Here is a 25,015-nt window from a genome sequence, read left to right on the forward strand (position 1 = left end):
CAGACAAGCCGCGCCCGTCACATCACGAGCGGAAGCGACACGCATTGGGCTGGATCGAAACGTTGAGGACGCGATTTGGAATCGGGCGATCCGGCACGACCCGCGCCGCGACCCTGCCGCTGTACCAGGCGATCGTCGCGCGCGCGCGCGAGATGCATTGGTACGAGGCGGGGGCGGTGCCCGATACCGTCGACGGCCGGTTCGACATGGTCGCGGGTATCCTGACGCTCGTCCTGCTGCGGCTGGAAACCGCGCCGGAGGGACCCGAGCCATCCGCCCGGCTGACCGAACGCTTCGTCGACGACATGGACGGGCAACTGCGCGAGATCGGGATCGGCGACATCATCGTCGGCAAGCATATCGGCCGGATGATGTCGATGCTCGGCGGCCGCCTCGGTGCGTACCGCGCCGGGCTCGCGCCCGGCGGCGATCTGGAAGGCGCGCTGGTCCGCAACGTCTATCGTGGCGAAGCGCCGTCGCCGGCCGCATTGGCGCATGTCGCAAGCCGTCTGCGCCAATTCCACGCCGCGCTCGCCGCGACGCCCGTCGCCGCGATCCTGGCGGGGATGCTGCCATGACCCCGGAATTCCATCGGCCGGTCCGGATCGACACGATCGGCGAGCGCGATCGTGCGGTCGAGATCGAGGCGAACGAAGGCGAACGCGCCGCCCTCGCACGCCGGTTCGGGCTCGTCGCGGTCGATCGGCTGAGCGGGACGTTCGGTGTGCGGCGCGAAGGCGACGGCATCCTCGCATCGGGCAGCGTCGGCGCATCGGTGGTACAGGCCTGTTCGGTGACCGGCGATCCGATCGCCGTGACCGTCATTGAGACCGTCGCACTTCGCTTTGCCGACGAAATGACGAGCGAGGGCGACGAGGTCGAACTGTCGGTCGATGCGCTCGACATCCTGCCGATCGAGGACGGTGCCGTCGATCTGGGCGAGGCGGCGGCGGAGACGATGGCGCTGGCGCTCGACCCTTTTCCGCGCAGTCCGGGGGCCGCCGCCGTGCTGAAGGCGGCGGGCGTGGTGAGCGAGGACGAAGCGACGCACGGACCGTTCGCGGATCTGAAGGCGAAGCTGGGCCAAGCCTGAGCGCGCGTCATCGCGGTCAGTCCGCGTCCGGCCCGAGCGTCGGATCGAGGTCGCGCGGTCGTACGAAGCGCTCGAGCGCCCCGCCGCCTGGGCCGACATCGGTCCAGCGGTCGACGGCGAACGTCATCCGCGCGACGCTGGCGGTCGGGTATTTGTCCTCGACCGCGTCGCGCAAGGCACCGGCGCTTTCGGGCACGAGCCACAGCACCAGATCCTCCAGCCCGGGATTATGCCCCACCAGCAGCACGTCCCCCACCGCCCCCGGCAGATCGCGGACCACGTCGAGCAGCGTTACGGCCGACGCCAGATAGATGCGCCGGTCCCAGACGGGGGCGAGCGTCCGGCCCAGCCCGCGCTGCACCTCGTCGAGCGTTTCGACGACTCGTACCGCCGGCGAGGCGACGACATGGTCGAAGTCCGTCGACCGACTGCGCAGATGTGCACCCATCGACGCCGCGGCGCGCTTGCCCTTGCCGTTCAGCGGCCGGTCGAAATCGCGTGCCACCGTGTCGGTCCAGTCCGACTTGGCATGGCGGAGCAGCGTCAGGGTCTTCATGGCGCGCCTTCCCGGACCGGTTCGCCGCGGTCTTGCCCGAGTGCGGGGCCGGAGGAAAGCCGCGATGCGACCCGCCGCACCGCGTCGTCCAGCGTGACCCGGACGACCGCGACCCCGGGCGGGAAGGCGGTCAGCAGGCGCGACGGCATCGCCGCCGACAGCAGCACGAACGCGCCGTGATCGTCGCCGCGGCGGATCAGTCGTCCGAACGCCTGCGCCAGCCGCGCGCGCACGATCCGGTCGTCATAGGCGGAGCCGCCCCCGACTTCGGTCGCCGCCAGCCGCCGCGCGGCGTGGAGCACGGTCGGCTTCGGCCAGGGCACGCCTTCCATCACCACCAGCCGCAACGACCGGCCGGGTATGTCGACACCGTCCCTGAGCGCATCGGTCCCGATCAGCGACGCGCGCGGATCGTCGCGGAAGATATCGACCAATGTGCCCGTATCGATCGGATCGACATGCTGCGCCATCAGCGGCAGGCCATCGCGGGCAAGCCTGTCGGCTATACGCGCGTGAACGGCGCGCAAGCGCCGGGTCGCGGTGAACAGCCCTAATGTCCCGCCATCCGCCGCGACGATCAGCCGCGCATAGGCATTGGCCAGCGCGGCGACGTCGCCGCGCTTGACGTCGGTAACGATCAGCACCTCCGACTGTCGGGCATAGTCGAACGGGCTGGCGGCGGCGAAATGCGTCGCCAGACGTGCGAGATGCCGGGCCCCACTGCGCGCGTCGGCGATGTCCCAGCCCTCCGCACCGTCCCCGCCGCCGCCGGTCAGCGTCGCCGAGGTGACGAGCGCACCATGCGCCGGTTTCAGCACCACCTCCGCCAAGGGCCGGGTCGGGTCGAGCCAGCGGCGGTGCAGCCCGATATCGAATTCGCGGCCCTCGATCCGGTCGACCGCCAGCCAGTCGACGAAATCCGCATCCGCCGGTCCCCCGATACGCGACAGCAAGGCGAGCCACGCCGCGACCGTCTCCGCGCGCCACCCGATCGAGGCGATCGCCCCCTCGATCCGCGCGCGCGCCGGGCCGTCCATCCAGTCGGGGCCCTCCTGCAGCACCGCCTCCAGCCGCCGCCCGAGCGTCACCAGCGGGCGGACCAGCGCGTCGAGCGCGGCGGCGGCTGGACCCGCGGCATCGATCAGTTCGGGCGACGGCTCGGCCAGTTCGGTCTCCAGCCCATAGCCCGCATCGCCGCGCTGTTCGGCGCGCGCATAGGCAAGCCCGCGGACCGCGGACAGCAGCATCTCGATCGCGCCGAACGGCTGGCCTTCGCCAAGCCGCTGCAACCATCCGTCCGACGCCAGCGCGCGCGCGGCAACGACCGCATCGGCGATCGCGCGCGCGCCGCCCTCGTCATAGCTCGCGACATCGGACAGGCGCGCCGCCAACCCGCGCCGCCGCCCGCGCCCGCCCGATTCCGGGCCGGTGATCCAGCGTCGTAGCTCGATCGTCTCCTGCCCGGTCAGCGCGACGCCGAACATCGCGTCCGCGGCGTCGAACAGATGATGCCCCTCGTCGAACACGTAGCGCGTCGGGCGCGCCGCCAGTTCGCGGCCGCGTGCCGCGTTGACCATCACCAGCGCATGGTTGGCGATGACGATATCCGCTTCCGCCGACGCCCGCGCGGCGCGTTCGATGAAGCATTTGCGGTAATGCGGGCAGCCGGCATAGACGCACTCGCCGCGCCGGTCGGTCAGCGCCGCAGGGCCGTTGCGGCGGAACAGCGTCGGCAGCCAGCCGGGCAGGTCGCCGCCGACCATGTCGCCGTCCGCGCTGTACGCCGCCCAGCGCGCGACCAGTTGCGCGAGGATCGCCGCGCGGCCCTGGAACCCGCCCTGCAGCGCATCCTCCAGGTTCAGCAGGCAAAGGTAGTTCTCGCGACCTTTCCGCGTCACGACCTTGGTCCGGCGCACCGCTTCGTCGGGGAACAGTCGCGCGCTTTCCTGCCCCAATTGGCGTTGCAGCGCCTTGGTATAGGTCGACACCCACACCGCGCCGCCCGCCTTCTCCGCCCAGAGCGAGGCGGGGGCCAGATAGCCGAGCGTCTTGCCGATCCCCGTTCCCGCCTCCGCCAGCACGAGGTTGGGCGAATCGCGCACCGCCCGCGGGCCGAACGCCACCGCAACCGCCTCGGCATAGGCACGCTGGCCCGGACGCTCCTCCGCGCCGTCGCCGGTCAGCTGCGACAGCCGGGCATCGACCGCCGGCAGATCGACCGCGACAGTGCGCGGGGCCGGGCGGGGCGCACTTTCGTCCCATTCGGGCAGTTTGGAAAACAGCCAGCGTTCGTTCTCCGCCGGCTTCGCGATCCGGTCCGCGAGCGCGGGGGCCCAGGGCCAGCCGAGCTTACCGAGCGAGCGCATGGCAGTCCACGCCCCCTCGCGTTCGGGCCAGTCGCCGCCCGCCCGCCCCATCAGCGCGTCCGCCGCGGCGAGCAGGAACGGCGCGACCGCGGCATCGTCCGCGGGCGGCGCGATCCCCGCGGCGGCGGCCAGCCCCTTGGCGGTCGGCACAATGAAGCGCGCCGGCCGCAGGAACGCGAACAATTCGAGCAGGTCGAGCCCCGACAATTCGGCATAGCCGAGCCGCTGCCCGACCAGCACCGCGTTCAGCAGGATGACCGGCGTATCCGCCGCGATCCGGATCGCCTCGCCGCGCCCGATCTGCCGCACGCCCGACCGGTCGGCGATCCAGATCCCCGCATGGCTGGCGTGGAGGGCGGGATGGGGCGGCATCGCGGCGACGATGGGGGATGCGGAACGAAAGGGCAACCTGATGGCCTAGAAACGCGGAGGATGCGTAACGCGATCGGACGAACAGCATCCGGCGGAAAGTGCCATAGGTGCCCGGTCCGTGGACGATGCAGCTCAAGCCGCCATCAGCGCGCCCCGCCAGTATTCGGCCAGCGCCTCGGTCAACTCGTCGATGAAGTCCGGGTGAAACGCGCCGGCGAGGGCCACCTTTGCCGTGTCGTCCAACAGTTCGACGCCGAGCGACTGCCACAATCCGCAGGTCAGTGCGTGGGTGCGCGTCAGCAGCTTGACGCCGCTGCCCTCGCACAAGCCCAGTCGTTGGTCGATCAACGCGCCGCCTGCGACCAGCCGGTCTACGAACGTTCGCTTGAAATCGGCTAGCGACGCCAGGTCGAGCCCGTGCTCCAATACGGGCCGCAACGCGTCCAGCCTCAGCAGTTCGCGGTGACCGTCGAGATGCGCGACATATGCAGCCAGGAAAGCCGCCGCCGGATCGGCTTTATCGGCCTGGGCGGATGGCGCGAACGCCCTCTCGACCAGGCCCACGACGCCGCCCCAGCCATTCACGAGCAGGGCGGAGAAGATCGCCTCCTTGGAGCTGAAATACAGGTACACCGTTCCCTTGGCGAGGCCACTGGCTTGCGCGATCGCATGCGCCGTGGGCAAGTCGCCGCGCCCGTCGCCGAACAGCGCGGCCGCCGCGGCGAGGATGGCTTCCCGGCGCGCGTGCTTGTCCTCACCGCCATAGGCACGCTTAACTGCCATGCTCCGCCGCTTCCGCCCTGGTGGACAGCTTTGCAACGAAGTGGCGGGAGAGCAAGCGGTTGCTGAACGCCGTCAGTTTGTTGATCTTGCCCGCCACCACGCTCGATTTCCCCGCTAGCAAGGCGTCGACACCGATGCGCGCGACCTTCTCCACGGGCAGGATCGTGCGCTGCAGCCCGGCAGGCGTCTTGAACCCGGACGCCGTGTTGAAGCCGGTGTCCATCAGCCCTGGCGACAGCGTCGTGACGCCCACGGCGGGGGCGAACTCGACGTTCAGCGCTTCGCCGAGCGACAGGACATAGGCCTTGGCCGCGGCATAGGCCGCGAGGTTGGGGCAAGGGCTGAACGAGGCGAGGCTGCCGACCAGCAGGATGCGACCCCGCCCGCGCGCCATCATCCGCCGCCCATAGAGCAGGGTGAGTTCGGTCAACGTGACCACGTCTAGTTGCAACATCGCAAGCAACCGCGCGTGATCGGCGTCGACGAAGGAGCCTGCCATGCCGAAGGCGGCGTTGTTCAAGAGCAGGTCGGGCTTGATCCCGTCGGTGTCGATCCGTTCCGTCAGCGCCGCCGCGCTGCCAGGTGCCGAAAGGTCGATCGAGAATACGCGCGTTTCCACCTTGTGCCGATCCCTCAGTTCGGATGCGAGCGCCTGCATCGCCGCATCTCCGCGTGCGGCCAGCGCGACGTTAAGGCCGCGCGACGCTATTTCCCGCGCGAGCGCTTCCCCCAACCCGCCCGACGCGCCGGTGACGAGGGCCCATTCCTTGCTCATCTTCCGTTCCTCTGATGACCTATGGTCATCAATAATGACCGTAGGTCATATGTAAAGACTAGTGATCGAAGCACAGGGCGAAGGTTCCGGTGCGGATCCGGTTGCCCCCCCGCCCCCCGAGCGCTACCCGCCCCCGCATGACCGACGATCTCCGCCCCGATCTCCTGAGGACCGCCGCGCTCGATTCGAAGGCGTGGCCGTACGAAGAGGCGCGCAAGCTCTTGAAGCGCTGGCCAGCCGAAGGGGGCGGCAAGCCGGGCGGGGCACCGGTACTGTTCGAGACCGGCTATGGTCCGTCGGGGCTGCCGCATATCGGTACGTTCAACGAAGTGCTGCGCACGACGATGGTGCGCAACGCCTTCCATGCGCTCAGCGACCAGCCGACCAGGCTGATTGCGTTTTCCGACGACATGGACGGCCTGCGCAAGGTGCCCGACAACGTGCCCAACGGCGCGATGCTGGCCGCGCATCTCGGCAAGCCGCTGACGCGGATTCCTGATCCGTTCGGCACGCATGACAGCTTCGCCGCGCACAACAATGCGCGGCTGCGCGATTTCCTCGACCGGTTCGGGTTCGACTATGAATTCGCCTCCTCGACCGAATATTACACTGCCGGAAAATTCGACGACGCGCTGAAGGGCGTGTTGCGCGCGTTTCAAGGCATACAGGACGTGATGCTGCCGACGCTGCGCGCCGAACGCCGCGCGACCTATTCGCCCGTGCTGCCGATCTCGCCGACCAGCGGCACCGTGCTCCAGGTGCCGGTCGAGGTGGTGGATGCCGACGCCGGGCTGATCGCGTTCACCGACGATGACGGCCAGCGGATAGAGCAATCGGTGCTGGGCGGCAGAGCGAAGCTGCAATGGAAGGTGGACTGGGCGATGCGCTGGGTCGCGCTCGGCGTCGATTACGAGATGGCGGGCAAGGACCTGATCGATTCGGTGGTGCAATCCTCGAAGCTCGCGCGCGTGCTCGGCGGACGCCCGCCCGAGGGCTTCAACTACGAGATGTTCCTCGACGAGGCGGGCGAGAAGATCTCCAAGTCGAAGGGTAACGGCCTGAGCCTCGACCAGTGGCTGACCTATGGCCCGCAGGAATCGCTCGCGTTCTTCGCGTACCGCGAACCCAGGAAGGCGAAGTCGCTCCATATGGGCGTCATCCCGCGCGCGGTGGACGAATATTGGCAGTTCCGCGGCAATTACGCCGGGCAGGATCTGAAGCAGCGTCTGGGCAATCCGGTGCATCACATCCATGACGGCGCACCGCCGACCGGCGCCTTGCCGGTAACGTTCGGGTTGCTGCTGAACCTCGTCGGCGTGATGGGTGACGCGACCAGGGACCAGGTGTGGGGCTATCTCGCCAACTACGTCGCCGATGCATCGGCCGATACCTATCCCGAACTCGACCGGCTGATCGACCATGCGCTGGCCTATGCGCGCGATTTCGTCGCGCCGACGTTGCGGCGGCGTGCACCCGAGGGGGTGGAGATCGCCGCGCTCGAGCGCCTCGACACCGGTCTCGCCGCGCTGTCCGAAGGAGCGAGCGCGGAAGATATCCAGGCTCTGGTCTATGAGATCGGCAAGACTGATTTTGGGGAGATCGGCGGGTTCGCCGAACTGCGCGACTGGTTCCGGGCGCTGTACGAGACCTTGCTCGGATCAAGCCAGGGGCCACGGATGGGCAGCTTCATCGCGCTGTACGGCGTCGCCAACAGCAGGCGGCTGATCGCGGAGGCGCTGGCGAGGGCGTGAGGCGAGCGGCCCGCGCATGACAAACCCGCCCGCCGTGCGGCGAGCGGGTCGTCGATCGTCCGGCAGTCGCGCGAGCACGACCGATGGATCAGCAGCCGTTCTTGCGATTCTGCGCGGCGTCGTGCTTCTTGTCGAGGTGCTTGCCGAGCAGCGCACCGCCGACACCGCCCGCGACCGTGCCGAGCACGCCGCCGCCAAGCGCGTTGCCGACCAACGCACCGCCCGCACCGCCGGCGATCAGGCCGGTCGTCCCGCTGCTCTTCTTGCAACGATAATAGCGGCCGTCTTCGCCGCGATAGGTGCGGTATTGCTGCGCGGTCGCGGCGGTCGGCGCGACGGCGGGGACGGTGACGGCGGCCATGAGGGCGACCAATGCCAGCTTCTTCATATCGATTCTCCTGCGCAACGATTGACGTGACGGGGCTATAACGACGAAAAGCCCGACTGGTTGCGATCCGCCCGAGCGGGCCTGCCGTTCCTTTACGCCGCCGACACCCTGTTCGAGGATGCCGCAACCGTCTTTGCGAGCCTATGCTTGAACGCGCCCTGACGCCGAGCGACAGCGACCAGTCATGTTCGCGTCATCGACCCTCGGTTTATGCCAGATCGGGCGGCGTCGCTTCGCGGGTCAGTATCGTGGTCGCGTCGGCGAGCGTCAGCATCTCCTGCCCCTGGCTGCCGAGCCGGCGGAGTGCGACCGTCCCCTCGTCCGCCTCGCGCTTGCCGACGACGAGCAGGTTGGGGACCTTCGCCAGGCTATGTTCGCGCACCTTGTAATTGATCTTCTCGTTGCGCAGGTCGGTCTCCACCCGGATGCCCGCCTTGCGCAAGGTCGCGGCGACCTGTCCGGCATAATCGTCCGCGTCCGACACGATCGTCGCGACCACCGCCTGCACCGGTGCCAGCCACAGCGGGAAGCGGCCCGCGTGGTGCTCGATCAATATGCCGATGAAGCGTTCGAACGTACCGAGGATCGCGCGGTGAAGCATCACCGGGCGGTGCCGCTCGCCGTCCGCGCCGACATAGGACGCGTCGAGCCGCTCGGGCAGGACGGTATCGGTCTGGATCGTGCCGACCTGCCAGGTCCGGCCGATGGCATCGGTCAGATGGAATTCGAGCTTGGGCGCATAGAACGCGCCTTCGCCGGGCAGTTCCTCCCAGCCATATTCGGGCGTGTCGCGCCCGGTTGCGGCGACCGCGTCGCGCAACGACTGTTCGGACCAGTCCCACATCGCCTCCGATCCGAACCGCTTTTCCGGCCGGAGCGCGAGCTTGATCGCATATTTGTCGAAGCCCAGGTCGCGGTAAACCGAATCGAGCAAGTCGCAGAACGCGGTTACCTCTTCGATCAGCTGGTCCTCGCGTACGAACAGATGCGCGTCGTCCTGCGTGAACTGGCGGACGCGCATGATCCCGTGCAGCGCACCATGCGGTTCGTTGCGGTGGCAGCAGCCGAATTCCGCCATGCGGATCGGCAGGTCGCGGTACGACTTGATCCCCTGGCGGAAGATCAGGACGTGCGCGGGGCAGTTCATCGGCTTGAGCGCCATAAGGTCGGCGTCGCCCGACAGGATCGCGCCCTCGTCCGCGACATTGGGGATCTCGTCGGGGACCACGAACATGTTCTCGCGGTATTTGCCCCAATGCCCGGACTGCTCCCATTGGCGTGCGTCCATCAGCTGCGGCGTCTTGACCTCTTCGTAGCCCGCCGCATCCAGTCGCCGCCGCATATACGCCTCCAGCGCGCGCCAGATCACGAAGCCGCGCGGGTGCCAGAACACCGACCCCTGCGCCTCGCTCTGGAGGTGGAACAGGTCCATCTCCTGCCCGATCTTGCGGTGATCGCGCTTGGCGGCTTCCTCCAGGCGGAAGAGATGCTGATCGAGCTGCTTCTTGTTCAGCCAGCCGGTGCCGTAGATGCGTGACAGCATCGCGTTGTTCTGGTCGCCGCGCCAGTACGCCCCCGAAACGCGTGTCAGCTTGAACGCGGCGGGGTCGAGCTTGCCGGTCGACACCATGTGCGGCCCACGGCACATGTCGAGCCACTGACCCTGGCGATAGATCGTCAGTTCCTCGCCCTCGGGCAGGCTCGCCGCCCATTCGGCCTTGAAGCTTTCGCCCTGCTGGGTCCACCGATCGATCAGCGCTGCCCTCGTCCAGACCTCGCGCACGAACGGTTCGTCGCGCGCGATGATGGCGCGCATCTCGGCCTCGATCGCGGGCAGGTCGTCGTCGGTGAACGGCCGGTCCCGGCCATCGATCTTTGGCGGCGCGAAGTCGTAATAGAAGCCGTCGTCGGTCGCGGGGCCGAAGGTGATCTGCGTCCCCGGAAACAGATGCTGCACCGCCTCCGCCATGACATGCGCGAGATCGTGGCGGACGAGTTCCAGCGCGTCGGCCTCGTCGCGCGCGGTGACCAGCGCCAGGTCGGTATCGCCCTCGAACGGTCGCGACAGATCGCGCACCTGCCCGTCGATCCGCGCCGCCAGCGCCGCCTTAGCGAGCCCCGGCCCGATCGCCGCGGCGACATCCGCGGGGGTCGTCCCGGGCGCAACCTCGCGGACGGAACCGTCGGGCAGCGTGATTCGGAACATGAGCGACATGGATTCAACTTTCGGGTGAAGACTCACGCGAATAGTGATTCCGCACCCGATTAGGCAAGCGCTGCAATCACGCGATGCCGAAGGGCACGACCATATTGTCCTGCGTATGCCCGATCTGCGCACGGCCGAGATACGGCACCGCCATCGCGGCGCACCAGCGGTCGATCATCGCCTCGATGCTCTCCTCCCAGGGCGGGTCGTTCGCCTTCACGTCGCCGACCGCGCCGAGCCGGATGCCCGCGATCCCCTTCAGCTGCGTGGCACCGGCCATATGGAACAGCAGCCGGTCGACATTGTAGAGCGGTTCCGACACCTCCTCGACGATCAGGATGTGATCGGTCAGGTCGGGCAGCCACGGCGTGCCGATCAGCGCGCCCAGGATCGACAGGTTGAACGCCGCCGACGGCCGCCCGTCCAGCCCCGGCTCCAGCGCGGTGCGCGCGCCCTCCACCATCCAGGCGAGCGAGCGCATGACGGTCTCGTCGCCCCTGACCCGGTGGATGTCGGTCGGCATCGGCCCATGCGTCGGCCGCCCGATCCGCCGCGCGTAGAGCGCGCCGAGCAGGAACCCCATGTCCGAATAGCCGACATAGGTCTTGTGTCGCGCCGCCGGGCCGAGGGCGGGCATGACGGTCGCGAGCAGCCGGTTCGATCCATAGCCGCCGCGCGCGAACCAGACCGCGTCGTACGCCGGATCATTGGCGTAATCGAGGAACGCCGCCGCCCGTACCGCGTCCGACCCGGCGAAATGCCCCTGTGTCGCGAAGCATTGCGGATGGAAGACCAGATCGACTTGCGGATATTCGATCGCCGCAAGGGCGGAAACCGTCGCGACCATGTCCGGGTTCGCGCGATTGGCCGGGGCCACGACACCGATCCTCACTGCCTGACCCCGCTTGCCTGCGCTACCGCCCGGCGATAGCGCGGCATGATGCATGACGGCAAACCCTGTTTCCTGGTAGGCATCGGCGGATCGGGGATGATGCCGCTCGCGATGATCCTGCGCGCGCGCGGGGTCGCCGTCGCCGGATCGGACCGCGCGCTGGACCAGGGCCGCGTGCCGGCGAAGTTCGACGATCTGCGCACGCGCGGCATCGCGTTGTTCGCGCAGGACGGCAGCGGGGTGGTATCCGCGGACCAGACCGTGATCGCCTCCGCCGCGGTGGAGGAGAGCGTGCCCGACATCGTCGCGGCGAACCGTCTCGGCTGCGTACGGGCGACGCGCGCGCAGATGCTGGCGGGATTGTTCAACGACGCGGTGCTGCCGATCGGGATCGCGGGGACGAGCGGGAAATCGACCGTCACCGGGATGATCGGCTGGATCCTGCACGCGACGGGGCGCGATCCGACCGTCATGAACGGCGCGGTGATGAAGAATTTCGCGAACGCGGACGCGCCGTTCGCCAGCGCGCTTGTGGGCGGCGGCGACGCGTTCGTCAGCGAAGTCGACGAAAGCGACGGGTCGATCGCGCTCTATGCACCGACGATCGCGGTGCTGAACAACGTCACGCTCGACCACAAGCCGCTCCCCGAACTGCGCACGCTGTTCGCCGACTTCGCGGGCAAGGCGCGCACGACGATCGCGAACGTCGGCGATCCCGAGGCGGCGGCGCTTGCGGCGGGGTTCTCGGGGCAGGTGGTGACGGTCGCGGTCGGGGCGGCGGCGGATTTGCGCGCGGAGAACCTCGCCCCGGAACCGTTCGCGATCGGCTTCGATCTGATTGCCGGCGAAACCCGCCACCGCGTCCATCTTGCCGTGCCCGGCCGGCACAATGTCGCCAACGCGCTTGCGGCGATCGGCGCGGCGGTCGCGGCGGGTGTACCGATCGCGGATGCGGCCGCGGCGATCGCGGGGTTCGCGGGGCTCAAACGCCGGTTCGAGTGGATCGGCGAGGCGGCCGGCGTCGCGGTCATCGACGATTTCGGGCATAACCCCGACAAGATCGCCGCCACGCTCGATACGCTGCACGCTTTTGACGGCCGGTTGCTGATCCTGTTCCAGCCGCACGGCTATGGCCCCCTGGCGAAGATGCGGGGCGAACTGGTCGCCGCCTTCGCCGACCGGTTGCGCCCCGCGGACCGGCTGGTGCTCCCCGATCCGGTCTATCAGGGCGGCACCGTCGACCGCGCGGTGACGAGCGCGGATGTCGTTGCCGACATCGCCGCGACCGGCGTCGATGCGCGCCACATCGCCGACCGGGCGGTGGCGGCGCGGTGGATCGCGGGCGACGCGCGGCCGGGCGACCGGATCGTGGTGATGGGCGCACGCGACGATACGCTGGGGCTGCTCGCGGCCGACATCCTGGCCGCGGTCGAGGATGGCATGAACGGCGGAACGTGATAGGATAGGATTGCCGCGCGCAGCACGAAAGGATTTGCGATGTTCCGCCGCCTGTTCCTCGATCATCCCGCAACCGTCGGCGAGAGCTTCACCGAGCATTTCGGCGTTGCCGGCCGGTTCGGGATTACCATGATCTGGGGTGGCTTGGGCGCATTGCTCCACGCCTTCCTGCCCGCGGTCTGCAAGACGCGCGGCAGCGACACCGTCGCCGCGCTGCACGCGCAGATGGTCGCAAAGCGCGGCGCGGTCCGTGCGGATCAGGCGCAGATGAAAACGGTGGAATATATTATCTGAGCTTTTCCCACCCCGGCGAAGGCCGGGGCCCAGATACGATGGTCGCCGTAACGAAGCGTCTCGCTCTCCAACGGACGTCTGGAAACTGGGCCCCGGCCTTCGCCGGGGTGGCTACCTCGCCATAGGCTAAGCCCGAACGAACCGCGCCACGAAGAACCCGTCGCAGCCCCCGGCGTCCGCCAGCATCCCCGGCAGCGTTCGTACCCAGCCCTGCCCGGTCGCCGCGATCCCCGCCGGCAGCAGCCCGGGCGCGGGCGGGACGACCGTGAACGCCGGCCGTGCCGCCAGGAACGCCTCCGCCTGCGCCTCGCCTTCCTCGCGCTCCAGCGAGCAGCTGGCATAGACCAGCGATCCGCCGGGCTTCACCCAATCCGCCGCGCGCGCCAGCAGCGCCGCCTGCACCTCAGCCATCTCCGCGATCAGGCGGGGCAGCACGCGGTACAGGGTTTCGGGATGCCGCCGCACGATCCCGGTCGCGCTGCACGGTGCATCGAGGAGTACCGCATCGACCGGCGCGGGTGGTGTCCAGTCGAGCAGGTCCGCGGTCACCACCGTCACCGCCAGCCCGGTGCGCGCCAGATTTTCGCGAAGCCGCTCGATCCGCTTCGGCGCGAGATCGACCGCGGTCGTGGTCCAGCCCGCCGCCGCCAGTTGCAGCGTCTTGCCGCCCGGCGCCGCGCACAGGTCGAGCGCGTCGCCCGCGCCCGCCCCCAGCAGCCGCACCGGGATCGACGCGGCGATGTCCTGCACCCACCATGCGCCCTCGGCATAGCCCGGCATGTCGGGCACCGGCGGATGCTCGGCGATGCGGACATGCCCGGGCGCAAGGCTGATCCCGCCCAGTTCCGCGCACCAGCGATCGGTCTGCGACGGATCGGCGATCGTGACGTCCAGCGGCGGCGGCGCGGCGACCGCGCGCGCGATGCCCTGTACCGCCGCCTCGCCCCACGCCGCGCGCCACCGGTCCGCGGCGGCGGCGGGTAGCGTCGGCACCTCGGGCAGGACCGCATTGCTGCGCGAGAGCGTACCGAAGACGCCGTGCACCAGCCGCTTCGGTCCACCATCCACCAGCGGCAGCACCGTCGCGATCGCGGCGTGCGCCGGTGTACCAAGCACCAGGGTCTGCGCGAGCGCGATCCGCAGCGCCATCCGCGCCTTCGCATCGTCGGGCAAGGGCTGCTTCGTCGCCGAATCGATCAGCGCGTCGAGATCGGGCAGGCGGCGCAGCGTCTCCGCGGCGATGGCGTGCGCCAGCGCGCGATCGGGACCGTGCACCGCACGCGTCGCCTGCGGCAGCGCCTGTTCGATCGATTCGCCGCGCCGGAGCACCGCGTCGAGCACGCGCAACGCCGCCCGCCGCGGCGCGGTGCCGAGCGGTTCGACGGGGCCGCGCGGCGCTTGCTCCCGCACGGGTCGGACGGAGGATGGGCGGCGGCGGGGCGGATTCATTGGACGATCTTTCGAGGCGGCTTGTCCGACCGGCGGTCCGATCCGATGTAGCGTCCTCCCTTATCCGAAAGTCCGCCATGGCCAAGCGTCCCGCCCACGTGAAACCGCCCGCGCATCTGTCTGCGAATCCGCCGGTGCCCGAACCGCAAGCGGTCGCACCGTCGACGACGGATCCGCTCGGCAAGAATCCCACGCGTTACGGGGATTGGGAATCGAAGGGCATCGCGATCGATTTCTGATGCTTTCGGGCCTGACGCGAGTCGTCACAGCAAGGCCACCCCGGCGAAGGCCGGGGGGTATAGTGATAGTGGGTGGAAATTGCATTTGTGACCACAACTCATGAGGTGTCACGCCAGCTATCACCCTACCGCTAAGGCTTACCTCTGATCAGCCTTCGGTCTCCGTAATCGCGTCCCTAGAACGCGACGTGGTTAATAGCCTTGTCGCGCGATGCTCGGTTCGACGCCGCTTCATCATTCCACAAAATGCGGAAATCAATTAATTTGATATGGATGGATACGCCGTCTGCATCAGCTTGAACGTTCGCCGAGGCCCAATTCGTCTCGAATGGCAACGCGTCTCCGCCAGTTCGCTTAACGGTTTCGATCAGCGACCATTTGAAGGTTTCTGGCGTTGCATTTGTCGGCTTTCCATATTTTGCGCTTAGTTTGACCGCTAAGGCACGAAGGAACATGTCATCAATCGCAAAACGTCTAACCAACTGCACGGAGTCAACTCGATAAATCCGCCCCAGTGGCGTTATGCTAAAATCATATCTGATACCATTCTTTGTCGTTTGATATTGATATCCACCTATACTTTCCAGCGACGACAGCGATGCCGCCTCTCCAATGGACATTCCTAACGAAAAGCCGCCAGCATCACGTGCTATCGTCGCCGATCGCATTGGTGCAGAACCTTCTTGCATCGTTCTGGAAGCAAAACCCGCTTTTACCTCGCGCACTGACAAGGGAAGCGTTTTCTGTGAACAGTGGTGCCAACGATAATCGACAGGGAAAACGGCGGTATCTGCGTAAGCCCAGCACCAACCCCGCGCCTCTAGCGTTTTCTCCGCCCGATCACGTTTTGGACAAGCGTTTTTGATCGTTTCCGCGTCAGACGATCCTCGGCATAGCTCGTTGAACCGATACCATTCACCCATGCTGGCGCGATCCGTTGCCGAGGCATCGAGAGGTGTTTGACCTTCCGCGACGCTGGCGATGCTGCCGATCCCTATCACAGCCAAAGGCATCATTTTTAGGTAAGTACGCATTGGCTACCCTCCTGTCCGGCAGCCGATAACTAGCGGAAAAGAGTTAAATGATGGATATGGCCAGTGGTTTATTGGCCGTCAAAAAGTCTGCTGTCGCGGCATGCGCGGACGCGAACTTGTTGGCTTGAACCTACGACGCTTGCGGGTCGAACGCGACATTTCGCAGGAACGGCTAGCATTCGATTCCGGGGTTGATCGCTCCTACCTTGGTGGCATGGAACGTGGCGAAGAAAACCCGACCGTGGATATTCTCGACAGATTAGCGACGACGCTGGCAGTTTCGATTGCCGAGCTTTTCGCAGCCACCGGCGATGACATTTCCAAAGGGCTGAAGCGCGGTCGCAAACCCGCTAGACATTAGGTGAAGCACCAATCTGCGCGACCACCCGCGCCAATTGTGGTGACAGGCGGCAATCACCGTTGGCGCGGATGACGAAATCGGCGGCGGCGAACTTTCGCCTATGTGTGAATGCCAAAATCATCGCATCGATACGAGGGCGTTCCGGTTCGATTAGGTCGAGTATCAACGCGGCACTTCCCCGCTTGCTATTGTGCATGATGCCGAGGGTCGGATCATAGCCATCCGCAATTGCCTGTATTTGCATCTGTGCCAATTTCACTGCGTAGGCGTAATTCAACATGGCGTTGACCGGGTGCGACGCGTTCCGATTTTCCGCCTTCACGCCAGTCGCGAGCGAGCTACGCCCTGCGTACGTTTGCCAGCCATCCGGCACGGGCCGACGTGTTGTTCCCGTCCACGCGATCGGCAATCCATGCCAGCGGCGAAATAGGCGGATGCGCACTCGCCTTCGATTGCAAATATCGCATTCAAGTCGTGAAACACACCCGTCGTGAGCTTCTCCATCCCAGCTTTCGCTTTTTCGATGGCGACGGCTTGTGCTCGCGACGCTGGAATATGGTTTTCCAGGGTCCTGATACTGGCTGTAACTTTTTGGCGGATGAGGTCTGCTGCGAACCCAAGTCGCTTAGTGTTGTCGGCTCGGGTTTCGTTTTGCCAGCGCAGTTTGTCACGATCAGCCGCATAGCCGGTGCCGCTGGCAACCGTCGCCACCTCGCCCGTCCATTTCACTCGCGCCAGTGCTACGCCTTGTTCCGCCAGCCATGACAACACGTCGAATGACAGGGTGCCGCTGCCGTCGAGTAACAGGATACGCGTTGGCGTTTCAAGATCACCAGGATAATAGCGATATTTCGTCTGCTGCTGCGGATAATGGGTAAAACCGTCGCGAATGATAAGCGCGCCATGTTCGATCCGAAGCGACACGCCGTGTCCGCATAATATAAGTGGGGTCGGGTTGCGCTGGCGCAGACGGCGAGGCCGTCGCTGGTTCGCAGCTTCTTCAATCCAATGGGCGGAGCGCTCGGCCCATTCGATATCGTCGCCAACGAATTGTTTTACGTCTTGATACATTAGATAAAATTATCAGACGGCAGGCAATATGTCGCCGAAATTAGCGGTTAATTTAACTGGGCTGGTCCATCCAACCGTATAATCTGATCTTTTTTTGCAGGTTGGCATGCCGTCAGCAATTTCACGTTTGATATGGGACAACGGTGTCCCGCTTTCCGATGCGTGGCGGCATTTCGCAGACCCAGCGATCATTGCCGACCTCGAACAGTCCCCCGGCTTCATTGGCACGATCGCTGCCGAAATGACCGATCTAAAGGCGGAGCCAAATCTATCATCAATCGTCGAAGTCGCCACTAAGGCAAGTGCCGCATTATCTCGAAAACACGAAATCGAAAGCGATTTAAAGGATGAATTGCTTGATAGCCTATTTAATGGCGAATTGACCGCCACGGGATATCGCGAAGCTCCAAGTACAAGTCCTGCGCCCGTTGTCATTGCGGCCGCTGATTTTGATGATGCCGAGCCAAATTGGACGGCATCGCATTTATCCGTAAACGGAAAGCGTTATGGCCGCGTACGCATTACCGACGAACGAAAACCGATCGTTTCAACGAAGCCGGTACGGCCAATGGGTAGGCCAGGATCGGGCAACGCTATTATGGCAGCAATCGATAACCTGATCGCGGATGGAACCGACTTTCAGAATATTCCGCGTTCAATTGCCTGCGAATTAATTCGAGAAAAATTAGGCCAACCCCGCCGGACCGGGAATGGACTAACCGATATAAATTTGGCGAAATACCTCGTCTTAAAAACTGGTCGGAAATCAATTTCGGAAAATACTTAATGTTCTCGACTTACGAGCATAAGAGGATTCGACACTAGCGCCGATCTGACAATCCTAGCGAACCGTTGCCCATTTCCGGGCACGGAGTCGTTCATTGTCCTCGCCAACGCCCCGCAACTACCGAGCTGAGTATCAGCGTCGAATAACCAACGCGGCCAAGCGCGGGCTGACCCGGTCGCAGGCCCGTGGCCATGCAAGGCATACCGAACCGCGCGTCCGACCATCGACCAAGCCCGCGACCGTCGATGATCGATTGGAACAGGCACTAAAAAACCTGCGCCAGACCGGCAACCGTGCCGCCGCAGCAAAGTCGGTAGGAATTGCGCCCGAACGCTTGCGCCGGTTCTTGCGCGAAAACGTCCAGATAGAAGGTCGCGGTCGTACCTTAAAAATCACGGACGACCGCATCCGCGAAATGCCGGTCATCTCGCGAGGTAAGGTTTCGCTCATGCGGCTGCGCGGGTTCGATCAGGCGTCCCTTAATAGCAGCTATGTGAACGCTGTCACAAAGTATCTCGATACGAACGAACTTGATGTGTTGGCCCGTTTTATGGGCCTATCGGTGATCGATGCGCGCGGTGTTTCTCACCCGCTCGAAACTCATCCCAACACGCTTCGCCGTCTCGCCCATGTCGGGGACGAGCTTTTCCATGAAATCTACCGGCTCGTTTTGTGAAAGGAATACCCGTGAATACGATCGATATTGCTCGCGAAGCCCGCAAACAGCGGCGCTTGGAAATACTCGGCTCTAATGAACCACGCTGCGCGAAATGCGGCGATCAGCGGTGGCAGTGCCTTGAAAAGCACCACGTAGCCGACCACGGCCAAGATGACGCGACGGTTTGCGTTTGCCGGAACTGCCACCGGGTTTTGAGCGACCTGCAAAAGGATCATCCGCCGGTCGATTGCAATGCCGACCCGCTGTTGAGTGCGATCGGGCACTTTCTTTTAGGGCTGGCGGATATGCTCCGCATCATCGTGGAGCGACTGCAAGAATTTGGTCTGGCGCTCATCGCCCGGGCCAGCTTGGTTGAGGGGGACGCGAAATGAGCGGTTTTCTCGCCCCGCCCGTGACCGACGAATTTGCGGTTGCACTGCGTGCTTATGCAGCACCGACTTTCAGAGTGTTGCCGGACAAGAATGCACCACCGCCAAAAGCGCCGCGCAAATCGTCGGTTACGCCGTCGTCGGGCCGCGTCTTGATCTTCGATACCGAGACGACGAGCGACGCGGCGCAATCGCTGCGGTTCGGCACCTATCAGTATCGCAGCGTCGACGTGCTGGAAGAATCCGGTATCTTCTACGACCCGGACGGCGTGACGTCGGACGAGCTAATCACACTGAGGGTATATGCCGACGCCAACGGCCTGATGCTCCGCACCCGCGAAGAGTTCGTGGACGAGGTGTTTTTCGCTCAAGCTTATCAGCACCGCGCCACCATCGTCGGGTTCAATCTACCTTTCGATATAGCGCGCTTGGCGATCCGGCACGGCACTGCGCGCGTGCCGTTAGATAGCGAGACCGCGACAATGCGCGGCGCGTTCACCTTCGCTTTGTCGGGGCAGAAGATTTACCCGACGATCCGGGTCAAACATATGTCGCAAAAGGCCGCGTCGATTTCCTTTGCGGCACCCATGCGCCAGCCAAACATGCGCGGGGAACGCAATCGCGGCATTCGTTCGGGCATTCGCCGCGGTCATTTCGTTGACGTGAAAACGCTCGCCAATGCCATCTTTGCAAGGGGCTTTTCGCTATCGACGTTGTCGCGATTTTTGCAGGTTCCCAATCCAAAGCTCGATTACGATGACTTCACCGGACCGGTGACCGACGAAATGGTGCGCTATGCGGTCCGCGACGTGCAGGCGACGTGGGAATGCTACGTCGAACTGATCGAACGGTTCGCCAAGTTGAACCTGACCCGGACCATCCCGGAAAAGGTTTATAGCGAAGCGAGCATCGGCAAAGGCTATATCCGCGAAATGGGCGTCGTCCCGTGGCGCGAAGCGCAGCCCGACATTCCCCGGCATATTCTAGCCCGGATTATGTCGAGTTATTACGGCGGTAGATCGGAGGTGCGGATACGGCGCGAAATCCGCCAAGTCATGTTGTGTGATTTCCTGTCGATGTATCCGACCGTCTGCACGCTGATGGGGCTGTGGCGCTTCGTGATCGCGGACGGCATGAAGTGGCGCGATACGATCGAGGAAACGAGGGCGTTGCTCGATCGGATCGACTTGGCGGCGCTGCAATCGCAAGCGACGTGGAGTGGATTGACGACACTCGTCCGGGTGCTGCCCGATGCCGACATTTTCCCTGTCCGCGCCGGGTATGAGGGTGAAGCCGCGACCACCATTGGTGCGAACTATCTGAGTGCCGACTGTCCATTATGGTTCACGCTCGCCGATTGCATCGCCGCCAAATTACTGACGGGCAAAGTCCCGGAAATTGTCGAAGCCATGACCTTTTCGCCGGGAGACGTGCAACCCGGTTTGCGCCCTATCGATATAGCCGGAAAACCCGAATACGGCGTGAACCCGGTAACGACCGACTTTTTCAAGCGCGTTATCGAACTTCGCCAATCGGTCAAACGGGAGATGAAAGCCGCCACGGGTGACGAGCGTGTCCGGCTCGATACCGAACAGCACGCGCTGAAAATCTGCGCAAACTCGACCAGCTACGGCATTTGGGTAGAGGTCAATGTCGAGACGCGGCCATTCCGGAAGGCGGTGACGGTGCATAGCGCGACATGCCAGCCGTACAGCTTCAAGACCGACAAAGCCGAAATGCCGGGGACCTATTTTCACCCGCTTTTGGCAACGTTGATAACCGGCGCTGCACGGCTGATGCTCGCCATCGCCGAACGGCTCATTATCGATCAGGGCTTGGACTGGTCGTTTTGCGACACGGACAGCATGGCGATTGCCAAGCCGGACGACATGGTACCCGACGAGTTCGGACGGCGGAGCGCTACCGTGGTCGAATGGTTTGCCGCGCTCAACCCCTATGACTTTGGGGGGTCGATCCTGAAAATCGAGGGCGTGAATGCGTCACTTGAAACGGGCAGGCCGGAGCCGCTTCATTGTCTCGCTATTTCGTCCAAGCGGTACGCGCTGTTCAACTATGCGCCGGACGGCACGCCGATCATGCGCAAGGTGTCAGCGCATGGCCTTGGCCATTTGGTCAAACCGTATGGCGAGGATGAAGCGCCCTCCGAATTGCCTGTCCCGGACGAGTCCGTTTTAGGCACCGGTATCGAACGCTGGCACTGCGATTTATGGCATCACATCGTCATCGCCGCGCTTGGTGACACACCTGATCAGGTCCGGCTCGATTATCACCCGGCGCTGCGCGGGTCCGCGATCAGCCGCTATTCCGCCACGTCGCCGGAATTGCTCGGTTGGTTCAAAAGCTACAACGCAACCCGTGCCTATCGCGATCAGGTAAAGCCGTTCGGATTTCTACTGTCGATGACCGAGGCATTTGGATTTGATGTCGAACGTGTCGTCGCCGGTCCACGGAAGGGGCGGCGTAAAAAGACCGGCAAGATGAAGCCAATTGCGCCGTTCGATACCGACCATGCGATTGCTGTCGCATCGGCATTTGATCGGGACACCGGTCAACCTGTCGCCGCGTCCGCGCTCAAAACCTACGCCAGCGCGCTTGCCCAATATCATCTTTCGCCTGAATCGAAATTTCTCAATGCGGATTATGATGACCGGGGGACGACGATCAGGCGGCATGTACGCATGACCGGGACGCAGCATATCGGGAAGGAATCGCACGATTGGGAAAGGCAAGCCGTGCTTGGGCTGTGTCTCGACAGCGAGGTAGCTTATGGCGCTGCACCAGACGATGTGACCGACAAACTGCACGCGTTCGTTGCAGAATTTGGCCAGCCACAAGCGGCGAAAGCGCTAGGGATTTCAGCGAAACGGTTGATGTTACTAGCGTCCGGCGAAGCATTCAAAGGGCAGGAAACCCTTCTGATGAGGGCCGCTTCACGTTTGCCTGACGCGTCACGTTTATGCGCAAAATTGCGGCATGATCGGCACATCGAGCAAAGCGACCTCAAGGAGGCGGTGAAACGGGACGGGCTTCGCGCCACGGCGCGGCGGCTCGAAATCGATCCGTCCAATCTGCGCCGTCACCTCAACGCCGCGTCAGGGAGCGCATCTCATCTTCGGACTAGAATCACGCCTTCCCAATAATTAAGGGGCGTGCCAGACTGTACGAGGGGGAGTACGCATGGCTCGTGGACGGCCGAAAAGAACGGCAGCGGAGCCAATTAGCCCTAGCATTCGGGCGTTTGAAGCACCGCTATGGGCGGCGGCGGACAAGCTGCGCGGCAACATGGACGCTGCGGAATACAAACACGTCGCACTTGGGCTGATCTTCCTCAAATACATTTCTGACCGTTTCAACGAGCGCCATGCGGAAGCGATGGCTGATCCCGAACTATGCTTTATGGCATGGGAGAAGGATTGGTATGTAGCCGAAAATGTGTTCTGGGTGCCGGAAAATGCACGGTGGGAGTATCTGAAGGATAACGCCACCAGCACCAGGCCGACGATTGGCGAACTGATCGATACGGCCATGATCGCCATCGAAAGCGAGAATCCAACGCTCAAAGGCGTGCTGACCAAAAACTATGCCCGGCCTGAGCTGGACCAGACTAAGCTGGCTGAAGTGGTAAAGCTGTTTTCTGATCTCGCTTTCCGCGATCAACATCACGGGCAAGACGTGCTGGGCCGGGTCTATGAATATTTCCTGGGCCAGTTTGCCATCGCTGAAGGCAAGCGCGGTGGGCAGTATTACACCGCAGGATGCGTCGTGCGTCTGCTGGTGGCTATGATCGAGCCGTTCAAGGGCCGTGTCTATGACCCTTGTTGCGGGTCAGGCGGCATGTTCGTGCAGTCCGAACAGTTCATCGAAGCGCACGAAGGTGGGCGCAACGACATTTCCATCTATGGGCAAGAATCTAACCCAACGACATGGCGGTTGGCCAAGATGAACCTTGCCATCCGGGGCATCGAGGCGAACCTTGGCAGCAAATGGGCGGACAGTTTCCACGAGGATATGCACCCCAGCATCAAGGCGGATTACATCCTCGCCAACCCGCCGTTCAATGCCAGCGATTGGGGGCAAGAACGGTTGCAGGGCGATCTGCGCTGGCAATTCGGCACGCCACCCACTGGCAATGCCAACTTCGGCTGGGTCCAGCATATTTACTACCATCTGGCCCCGCATGGCATCGCGGGTTTCGTGCTGGCTAATGGATCACTATCCAGCCAGCAGTCAGGAGAAGGCGAAATCCGGCAGAAGCTGATCGAAAAAGACGTGATTGACTGCATCGTAGCGCTGCCCGGCCAGCTTTTCTCGACCACGCAGATCCCGGTGTGCCTCTGGTTCGTCGCCCGCGACAAATCGAACGGCATAGTAAAAGACAAGAAGCTGCGTGACCGGCGCGGTGACGTGCTGTTCATCGACGCCCGCAATATCGGCACGATGGTTACGCGGACGCTGAAAGAGCTCACCGCTGATGACGTGGCGACCATCGCTGATACCTATCATGCGTGGCGCGAAAAGGGCGGCAAGTATGAGGACGTGCCGGGCTTCGCCAAATCGGTAAAAATCGAGGACATTGCTGCCAAGCGGTTCGTGCTCACTCCCGGCATGTATGTCGATCAGGCGGCGCGGGCTCCCGATAGCGAAGCATTCTCAGACAAAATCACCCGGCTTACCGCGACGCTGAAAACGCAGATGGAGCGCGGTAACGTGTTGGATCAGGAAATCTGCAACCAACTAAAGAAGGTTGGCTATGGCTGGTGACGCGCCATCGGAACTGTATGCTCCCGCATTCAATTTCGGAGCTGATCCGCAACCACTCTTGCATCTCGCAGAATGGATCAACGGACTGGCTTTCAAGAATATCGCCTTCACGGACGATGGACTGCCTGTCGTAAAGATCGCTGAGATAAAAAGCGGCTTTTCCGATGCAACAAAGCGCACGAACGGAGTCTATGATGATCGAGTTCGATTGCGCAATGGGGACCTTCTATTTTGCTGGTCGGGCCAACCGGAAACCTCAATCGGAACATTTGTCTGGGATAAAGGCGATGCTTGGCTGAATCAGCACATCTTTCGTGTCCTGCCAGGTAACGGCATTGATAGGCGTTTTTTTCGCTTCCTCATGCTTTATTTGCAACCCAACTTTCAGGAAATTGCACGCAACAAACAGACCACTGGGCTTGGCCACGTAACCAAGGGCGATCTTGGGATTATGATGGTCCAGTTGCCTTCGCGGCGTGAACAAGAGCGGATTGCCGGTGCATTGCAAGCGGTTCAGGACAAACTTGACCTCAACCGCCAAATGGCCGCTACACTTGAGGAAACGGCACGAGCGCTGTTCAAAAGTTGGTTTGTCGATTTTGACCCTGTCCACGCCAAAGCCGGAGGCCGCGACACCGGCCAATCTGCCGAAATCGCCGCGCTGTTCCCGGACCGCTTTGACGATGAGGGATTGCCGGATGGCTGGCGCAGCGGCTCGCTAGATGACTTAGCTGATACCAACTCAGAAAGCTGGAAGGCGTCATCACACCCAGAAGAAGTCGAATATGTTGATCTCTCAAACTGCAAGTGGGGAAATATAGACGGAACAGCGCAATATAGATGGGAAGACGCCCCCAGCCGCGCACGACGTATAGCGCGTGCAGGGGATACTATTTTTGGCACGGTCCGCCCCGGCAACGGCTCATATGCCTTTGTCGGTAGGGAAGGTCTAACCGTTAGCACAGGATTTGCAGTCTTGCGGCCAAAGGAAGTGATCTATCGAGAGATAGTCTATTTCGCGGCTACGAGCATCGATAATATTCGATGGCTTGAACAATTGGCGGCTGGTCATGGGGGCGCGTATCCGGCCGTGAACCCAGACAAGGTCTCGGCAACTGCGGTGGTTGTTGTCTGTAAAAAAGTCGCTCAGGCGTTTTCCACCGCGACAGCCGACATGATCGACAGGATAGAATTGCTCAAACGAGAGTCGAGTGAGTTGGAACAGCTCCGCGACATGATCCTGCCCAAACTGCTGTCCGGCGAATTGCGCGTGGCAGGCGCTCAATCCGTGATCGCGGTTGCATAGAGGGA

Annotated in this window: 24 protein-coding genes; 13 read left to right on the forward strand and 11 right to left on the reverse strand. The window is 63.7% G+C overall.

Annotation, left to right across the window (positions count from 1 at the left end; translation table 11 throughout):
• Nucleotides 1-62 precede the first annotated feature (62 nt).
• Together HUU99_RS09160 and HUU99_RS09165 are read left to right on the forward strand one after the other, a co-directional pair.
• Nucleotides 63-578, forward strand: coding sequence for a ubiquinol-cytochrome C chaperone family protein (locus tag HUU99_RS09160; protein ID WP_254603081.1), 516 nt, complete (start codon nucleotides 63-65; stop codon nucleotides 576-578).
• A complete protein-coding gene (locus HUU99_RS09165; RefSeq protein WP_174286274.1) occupies nucleotides 575-1,093 on the forward strand; it encodes a YceD family protein in 519 nt (172 codons plus the stop codon). Before HUU99_RS09160 ends, HUU99_RS09165 begins: the two co-directional genes overlap by 4 nt.
• Nucleotides 1,094-1,109: 16 nt before the next feature.
• Here HUU99_RS09165 and HUU99_RS09170 read toward each other — a convergent pair whose 3' ends face one another.
• The 4 genes from HUU99_RS09170 to HUU99_RS09185 form a co-directional block, all read right to left on the reverse strand.
• The gene (locus HUU99_RS09170) at nucleotides 1,110-1,649 is read right to left on the reverse strand and encodes a SixA phosphatase family protein (protein WP_174286275.1); all 540 of its coding nucleotides are present in this window, start codon (nucleotides 1,647-1,649) and stop codon (nucleotides 1,110-1,112) included.
• Nucleotides 1,646-4,387 (reverse strand): ATP-dependent DNA helicase, encoded by a 2,742-nt coding sequence (locus HUU99_RS09175; protein WP_174286320.1) that lies wholly within the window; start codon nucleotides 4,385-4,387, stop codon nucleotides 1,646-1,648. The genes HUU99_RS09170 and HUU99_RS09175 overlap by 4 nt, the downstream gene beginning before the upstream one ends.
• 132 nt (nucleotides 4,388-4,519) lie before the next feature.
• On the reverse strand, nucleotides 4,520-5,170 hold the full coding sequence (locus HUU99_RS09180; RefSeq protein ID WP_174286276.1) for a TetR family transcriptional regulator: 651 nt from the start codon (nucleotides 5,168-5,170) through the stop codon (nucleotides 4,520-4,522).
• Nucleotides 5,160-5,945: an SDR family NAD(P)-dependent oxidoreductase gene (locus HUU99_RS09185; protein ID WP_174286277.1), complete on the reverse strand. Its 786-nt coding sequence runs from the start codon at nucleotides 5,943-5,945 to the stop codon at nucleotides 5,160-5,162. The genes HUU99_RS09180 and HUU99_RS09185 overlap by 11 nt, the downstream gene beginning before the upstream one ends.
• A 137-nt stretch (nucleotides 5,946-6,082) precedes the next feature.
• On the opposite strand from HUU99_RS09185, the gene HUU99_RS09190 reads away from it, so the two are divergent.
• Nucleotides 6,083-7,696, forward strand: a complete 1,614-nt coding sequence (locus tag HUU99_RS09190) for a lysine--tRNA ligase (RefSeq protein ID WP_174286278.1) — start codon at nucleotides 6,083-6,085, stop codon at nucleotides 7,694-7,696.
• An 88-nt stretch (nucleotides 7,697-7,784) separates the two neighbouring features.
• Here HUU99_RS09190 and HUU99_RS09195 read toward each other — a convergent pair whose 3' ends face one another.
• The 3 genes from HUU99_RS09195 to HUU99_RS09205 all read right to left on the reverse strand — a co-directional run bounded on the left by HUU99_RS09195 (nucleotide 7,785) and on the right by HUU99_RS09205 (nucleotide 11,182).
• Nucleotides 7,785-8,084 carry a hypothetical protein gene (locus tag HUU99_RS09195; protein WP_174286279.1) on the reverse strand — a complete coding sequence of 100 codons (300 nt, stop codon included), beginning with the start codon at nucleotides 8,082-8,084 and terminating at the stop codon, nucleotides 7,785-7,787.
• A gap of 208 nt (nucleotides 8,085-8,292) precedes the next feature.
• The gene (gene thrS / locus HUU99_RS09200) at nucleotides 8,293-10,299 is read right to left on the reverse strand and encodes a threonine--tRNA ligase (protein ID WP_174286280.1); all 2,007 of its coding nucleotides are present in this window, start codon (nucleotides 10,297-10,299) and stop codon (nucleotides 8,293-8,295) included.
• A gap of 67 nt (nucleotides 10,300-10,366) precedes the next feature.
• Nucleotides 10,367-11,182 carry an LD-carboxypeptidase gene (locus HUU99_RS09205; protein ID WP_174286281.1) on the reverse strand — a complete coding sequence of 272 codons (816 nt, stop codon included), beginning with the start codon at nucleotides 11,180-11,182 and terminating at the stop codon, nucleotides 10,367-10,369.
• A gap of 48 nt (nucleotides 11,183-11,230) precedes the next feature.
• Between HUU99_RS09205 and HUU99_RS09210 the strand changes: the two genes are divergently transcribed.
• Both HUU99_RS09210 and HUU99_RS09215 read left to right on the forward strand, forming a co-directional pair.
• On the forward strand, nucleotides 11,231-12,640 hold the full coding sequence (locus tag HUU99_RS09210; RefSeq protein ID WP_174286282.1) for a glutamate ligase domain-containing protein: 1,410 nt from the start codon (nucleotides 11,231-11,233) through the stop codon (nucleotides 12,638-12,640).
• 39 nt (nucleotides 12,641-12,679) lie between these two features.
• Complete coding sequence (locus HUU99_RS09215) at nucleotides 12,680-12,934, forward strand: DUF6356 family protein (protein ID WP_174286283.1); 255 nt, start codon at nucleotides 12,680-12,682, stop codon at nucleotides 12,932-12,934.
• Between the two features lie 126 nt (nucleotides 12,935-13,060).
• Here HUU99_RS09215 and HUU99_RS09220 read toward each other — a convergent pair whose 3' ends face one another.
• Nucleotides 13,061-14,383, reverse strand: coding sequence for an RsmB/NOP family class I SAM-dependent RNA methyltransferase (locus HUU99_RS09220; protein ID WP_174286284.1), 1,323 nt, complete (start codon nucleotides 14,381-14,383; stop codon nucleotides 13,061-13,063).
• A 77-nt stretch (nucleotides 14,384-14,460) separates the two neighbouring features.
• On the opposite strand from HUU99_RS09220, the gene HUU99_RS09225 reads away from it, so the two are divergent.
• A complete protein-coding gene (locus HUU99_RS09225; protein WP_174286285.1) occupies nucleotides 14,461-14,622 on the forward strand; it encodes a DUF1674 domain-containing protein in 162 nt (53 codons plus the stop codon).
• Between the two features lie 176 nt (nucleotides 14,623-14,798).
• Here the strand turns inward: HUU99_RS09225 and HUU99_RS09230 are convergent, their stop codons facing one another.
• Entirely contained in the window at nucleotides 14,799-15,656 is an 858-nt protein-coding gene (locus HUU99_RS09230; RefSeq protein WP_174286286.1) for a hypothetical protein, read from the reverse strand.
• A 100-nt stretch (nucleotides 15,657-15,756) separates the two neighbouring features.
• Between HUU99_RS09230 and HUU99_RS09235 the strand changes: the two genes are divergently transcribed.
• Nucleotides 15,757-16,017: a helix-turn-helix domain-containing protein gene (locus tag HUU99_RS09235; RefSeq protein ID WP_174286287.1), complete on the forward strand. Its 261-nt coding sequence runs from the start codon at nucleotides 15,757-15,759 to the stop codon at nucleotides 16,015-16,017.
• Here HUU99_RS09235 and HUU99_RS09240 read toward each other — a convergent pair.
• Nucleotides 16,007-16,339, reverse strand: coding sequence for a CRISPR-associated endonuclease Cas1 (locus tag HUU99_RS09240; protein ID WP_174286288.1), 333 nt, complete (start codon nucleotides 16,337-16,339; stop codon nucleotides 16,007-16,009). The genes HUU99_RS09235 and HUU99_RS09240 overlap by 11 nt on opposite strands.
• Complete coding sequence (locus HUU99_RS09245) at nucleotides 16,336-17,088, reverse strand: CRISPR-associated endonuclease Cas1 (RefSeq protein ID WP_174286289.1); 753 nt, start codon at nucleotides 17,086-17,088, stop codon at nucleotides 16,336-16,338. Before HUU99_RS09245 ends, HUU99_RS09240 begins: the two co-directional genes overlap by 4 nt.
• 94 nt (nucleotides 17,089-17,182) lie before the next feature.
• Here HUU99_RS09245 and HUU99_RS09250 point away from each other — a divergent pair, with 94 nt between their 5' ends.
• From HUU99_RS09250 to HUU99_RS09275, 6 genes are all read left to right on the forward strand, one after another.
• Nucleotides 17,183-17,875 (forward strand): hypothetical protein, encoded by a 693-nt coding sequence (locus tag HUU99_RS09250; RefSeq protein ID WP_217430808.1) that lies wholly within the window; start codon nucleotides 17,183-17,185, stop codon nucleotides 17,873-17,875.
• Nucleotides 17,876-17,969: 94 nt separating this feature from the next.
• Nucleotides 17,970-18,551 carry a hypothetical protein gene (locus HUU99_RS09255; RefSeq protein ID WP_174286291.1) on the forward strand — a complete coding sequence of 194 codons (582 nt, stop codon included), beginning with the start codon at nucleotides 17,970-17,972 and terminating at the stop codon, nucleotides 18,549-18,551.
• Nucleotides 18,552-18,562: 11 nt separating this feature from the next.
• Nucleotides 18,563-18,925 carry a hypothetical protein gene (locus HUU99_RS09260; RefSeq protein WP_174286292.1) on the forward strand — a complete coding sequence of 121 codons (363 nt, stop codon included), beginning with the start codon at nucleotides 18,563-18,565 and terminating at the stop codon, nucleotides 18,923-18,925.
• Entirely contained in the window at nucleotides 18,922-22,083 is a 3,162-nt protein-coding gene (locus tag HUU99_RS09265; RefSeq protein ID WP_174286293.1) for a DNA polymerase domain-containing protein, read from the forward strand. Before HUU99_RS09260 ends, HUU99_RS09265 begins: the two co-directional genes overlap by 4 nt.
• Before the next feature lie 37 nt (nucleotides 22,084-22,120).
• The gene (locus HUU99_RS09270; protein WP_174286294.1) at nucleotides 22,121-23,704 is read left to right on the forward strand and encodes a type I restriction-modification system subunit M; all 1,584 of its coding nucleotides are present in this window, start codon (nucleotides 22,121-22,123) and stop codon (nucleotides 23,702-23,704) included.
• Nucleotides 23,694-25,010 (forward strand): restriction endonuclease subunit S, encoded by a 1,317-nt coding sequence (locus tag HUU99_RS09275; protein WP_174286295.1) that lies wholly within the window; start codon nucleotides 23,694-23,696, stop codon nucleotides 25,008-25,010. The genes HUU99_RS09270 and HUU99_RS09275 overlap by 11 nt, the downstream gene beginning before the upstream one ends.
• The last annotated feature ends 5 nt before the right edge of the window (nucleotides 25,011-25,015 follow it).

Source organism: Sphingomonas bacterium (assembly GCF_903642285.1).
Lineage (GTDB): Bacteria > Pseudomonadota > Alphaproteobacteria > Sphingomonadales > Sphingomonadaceae > Sphingomonas.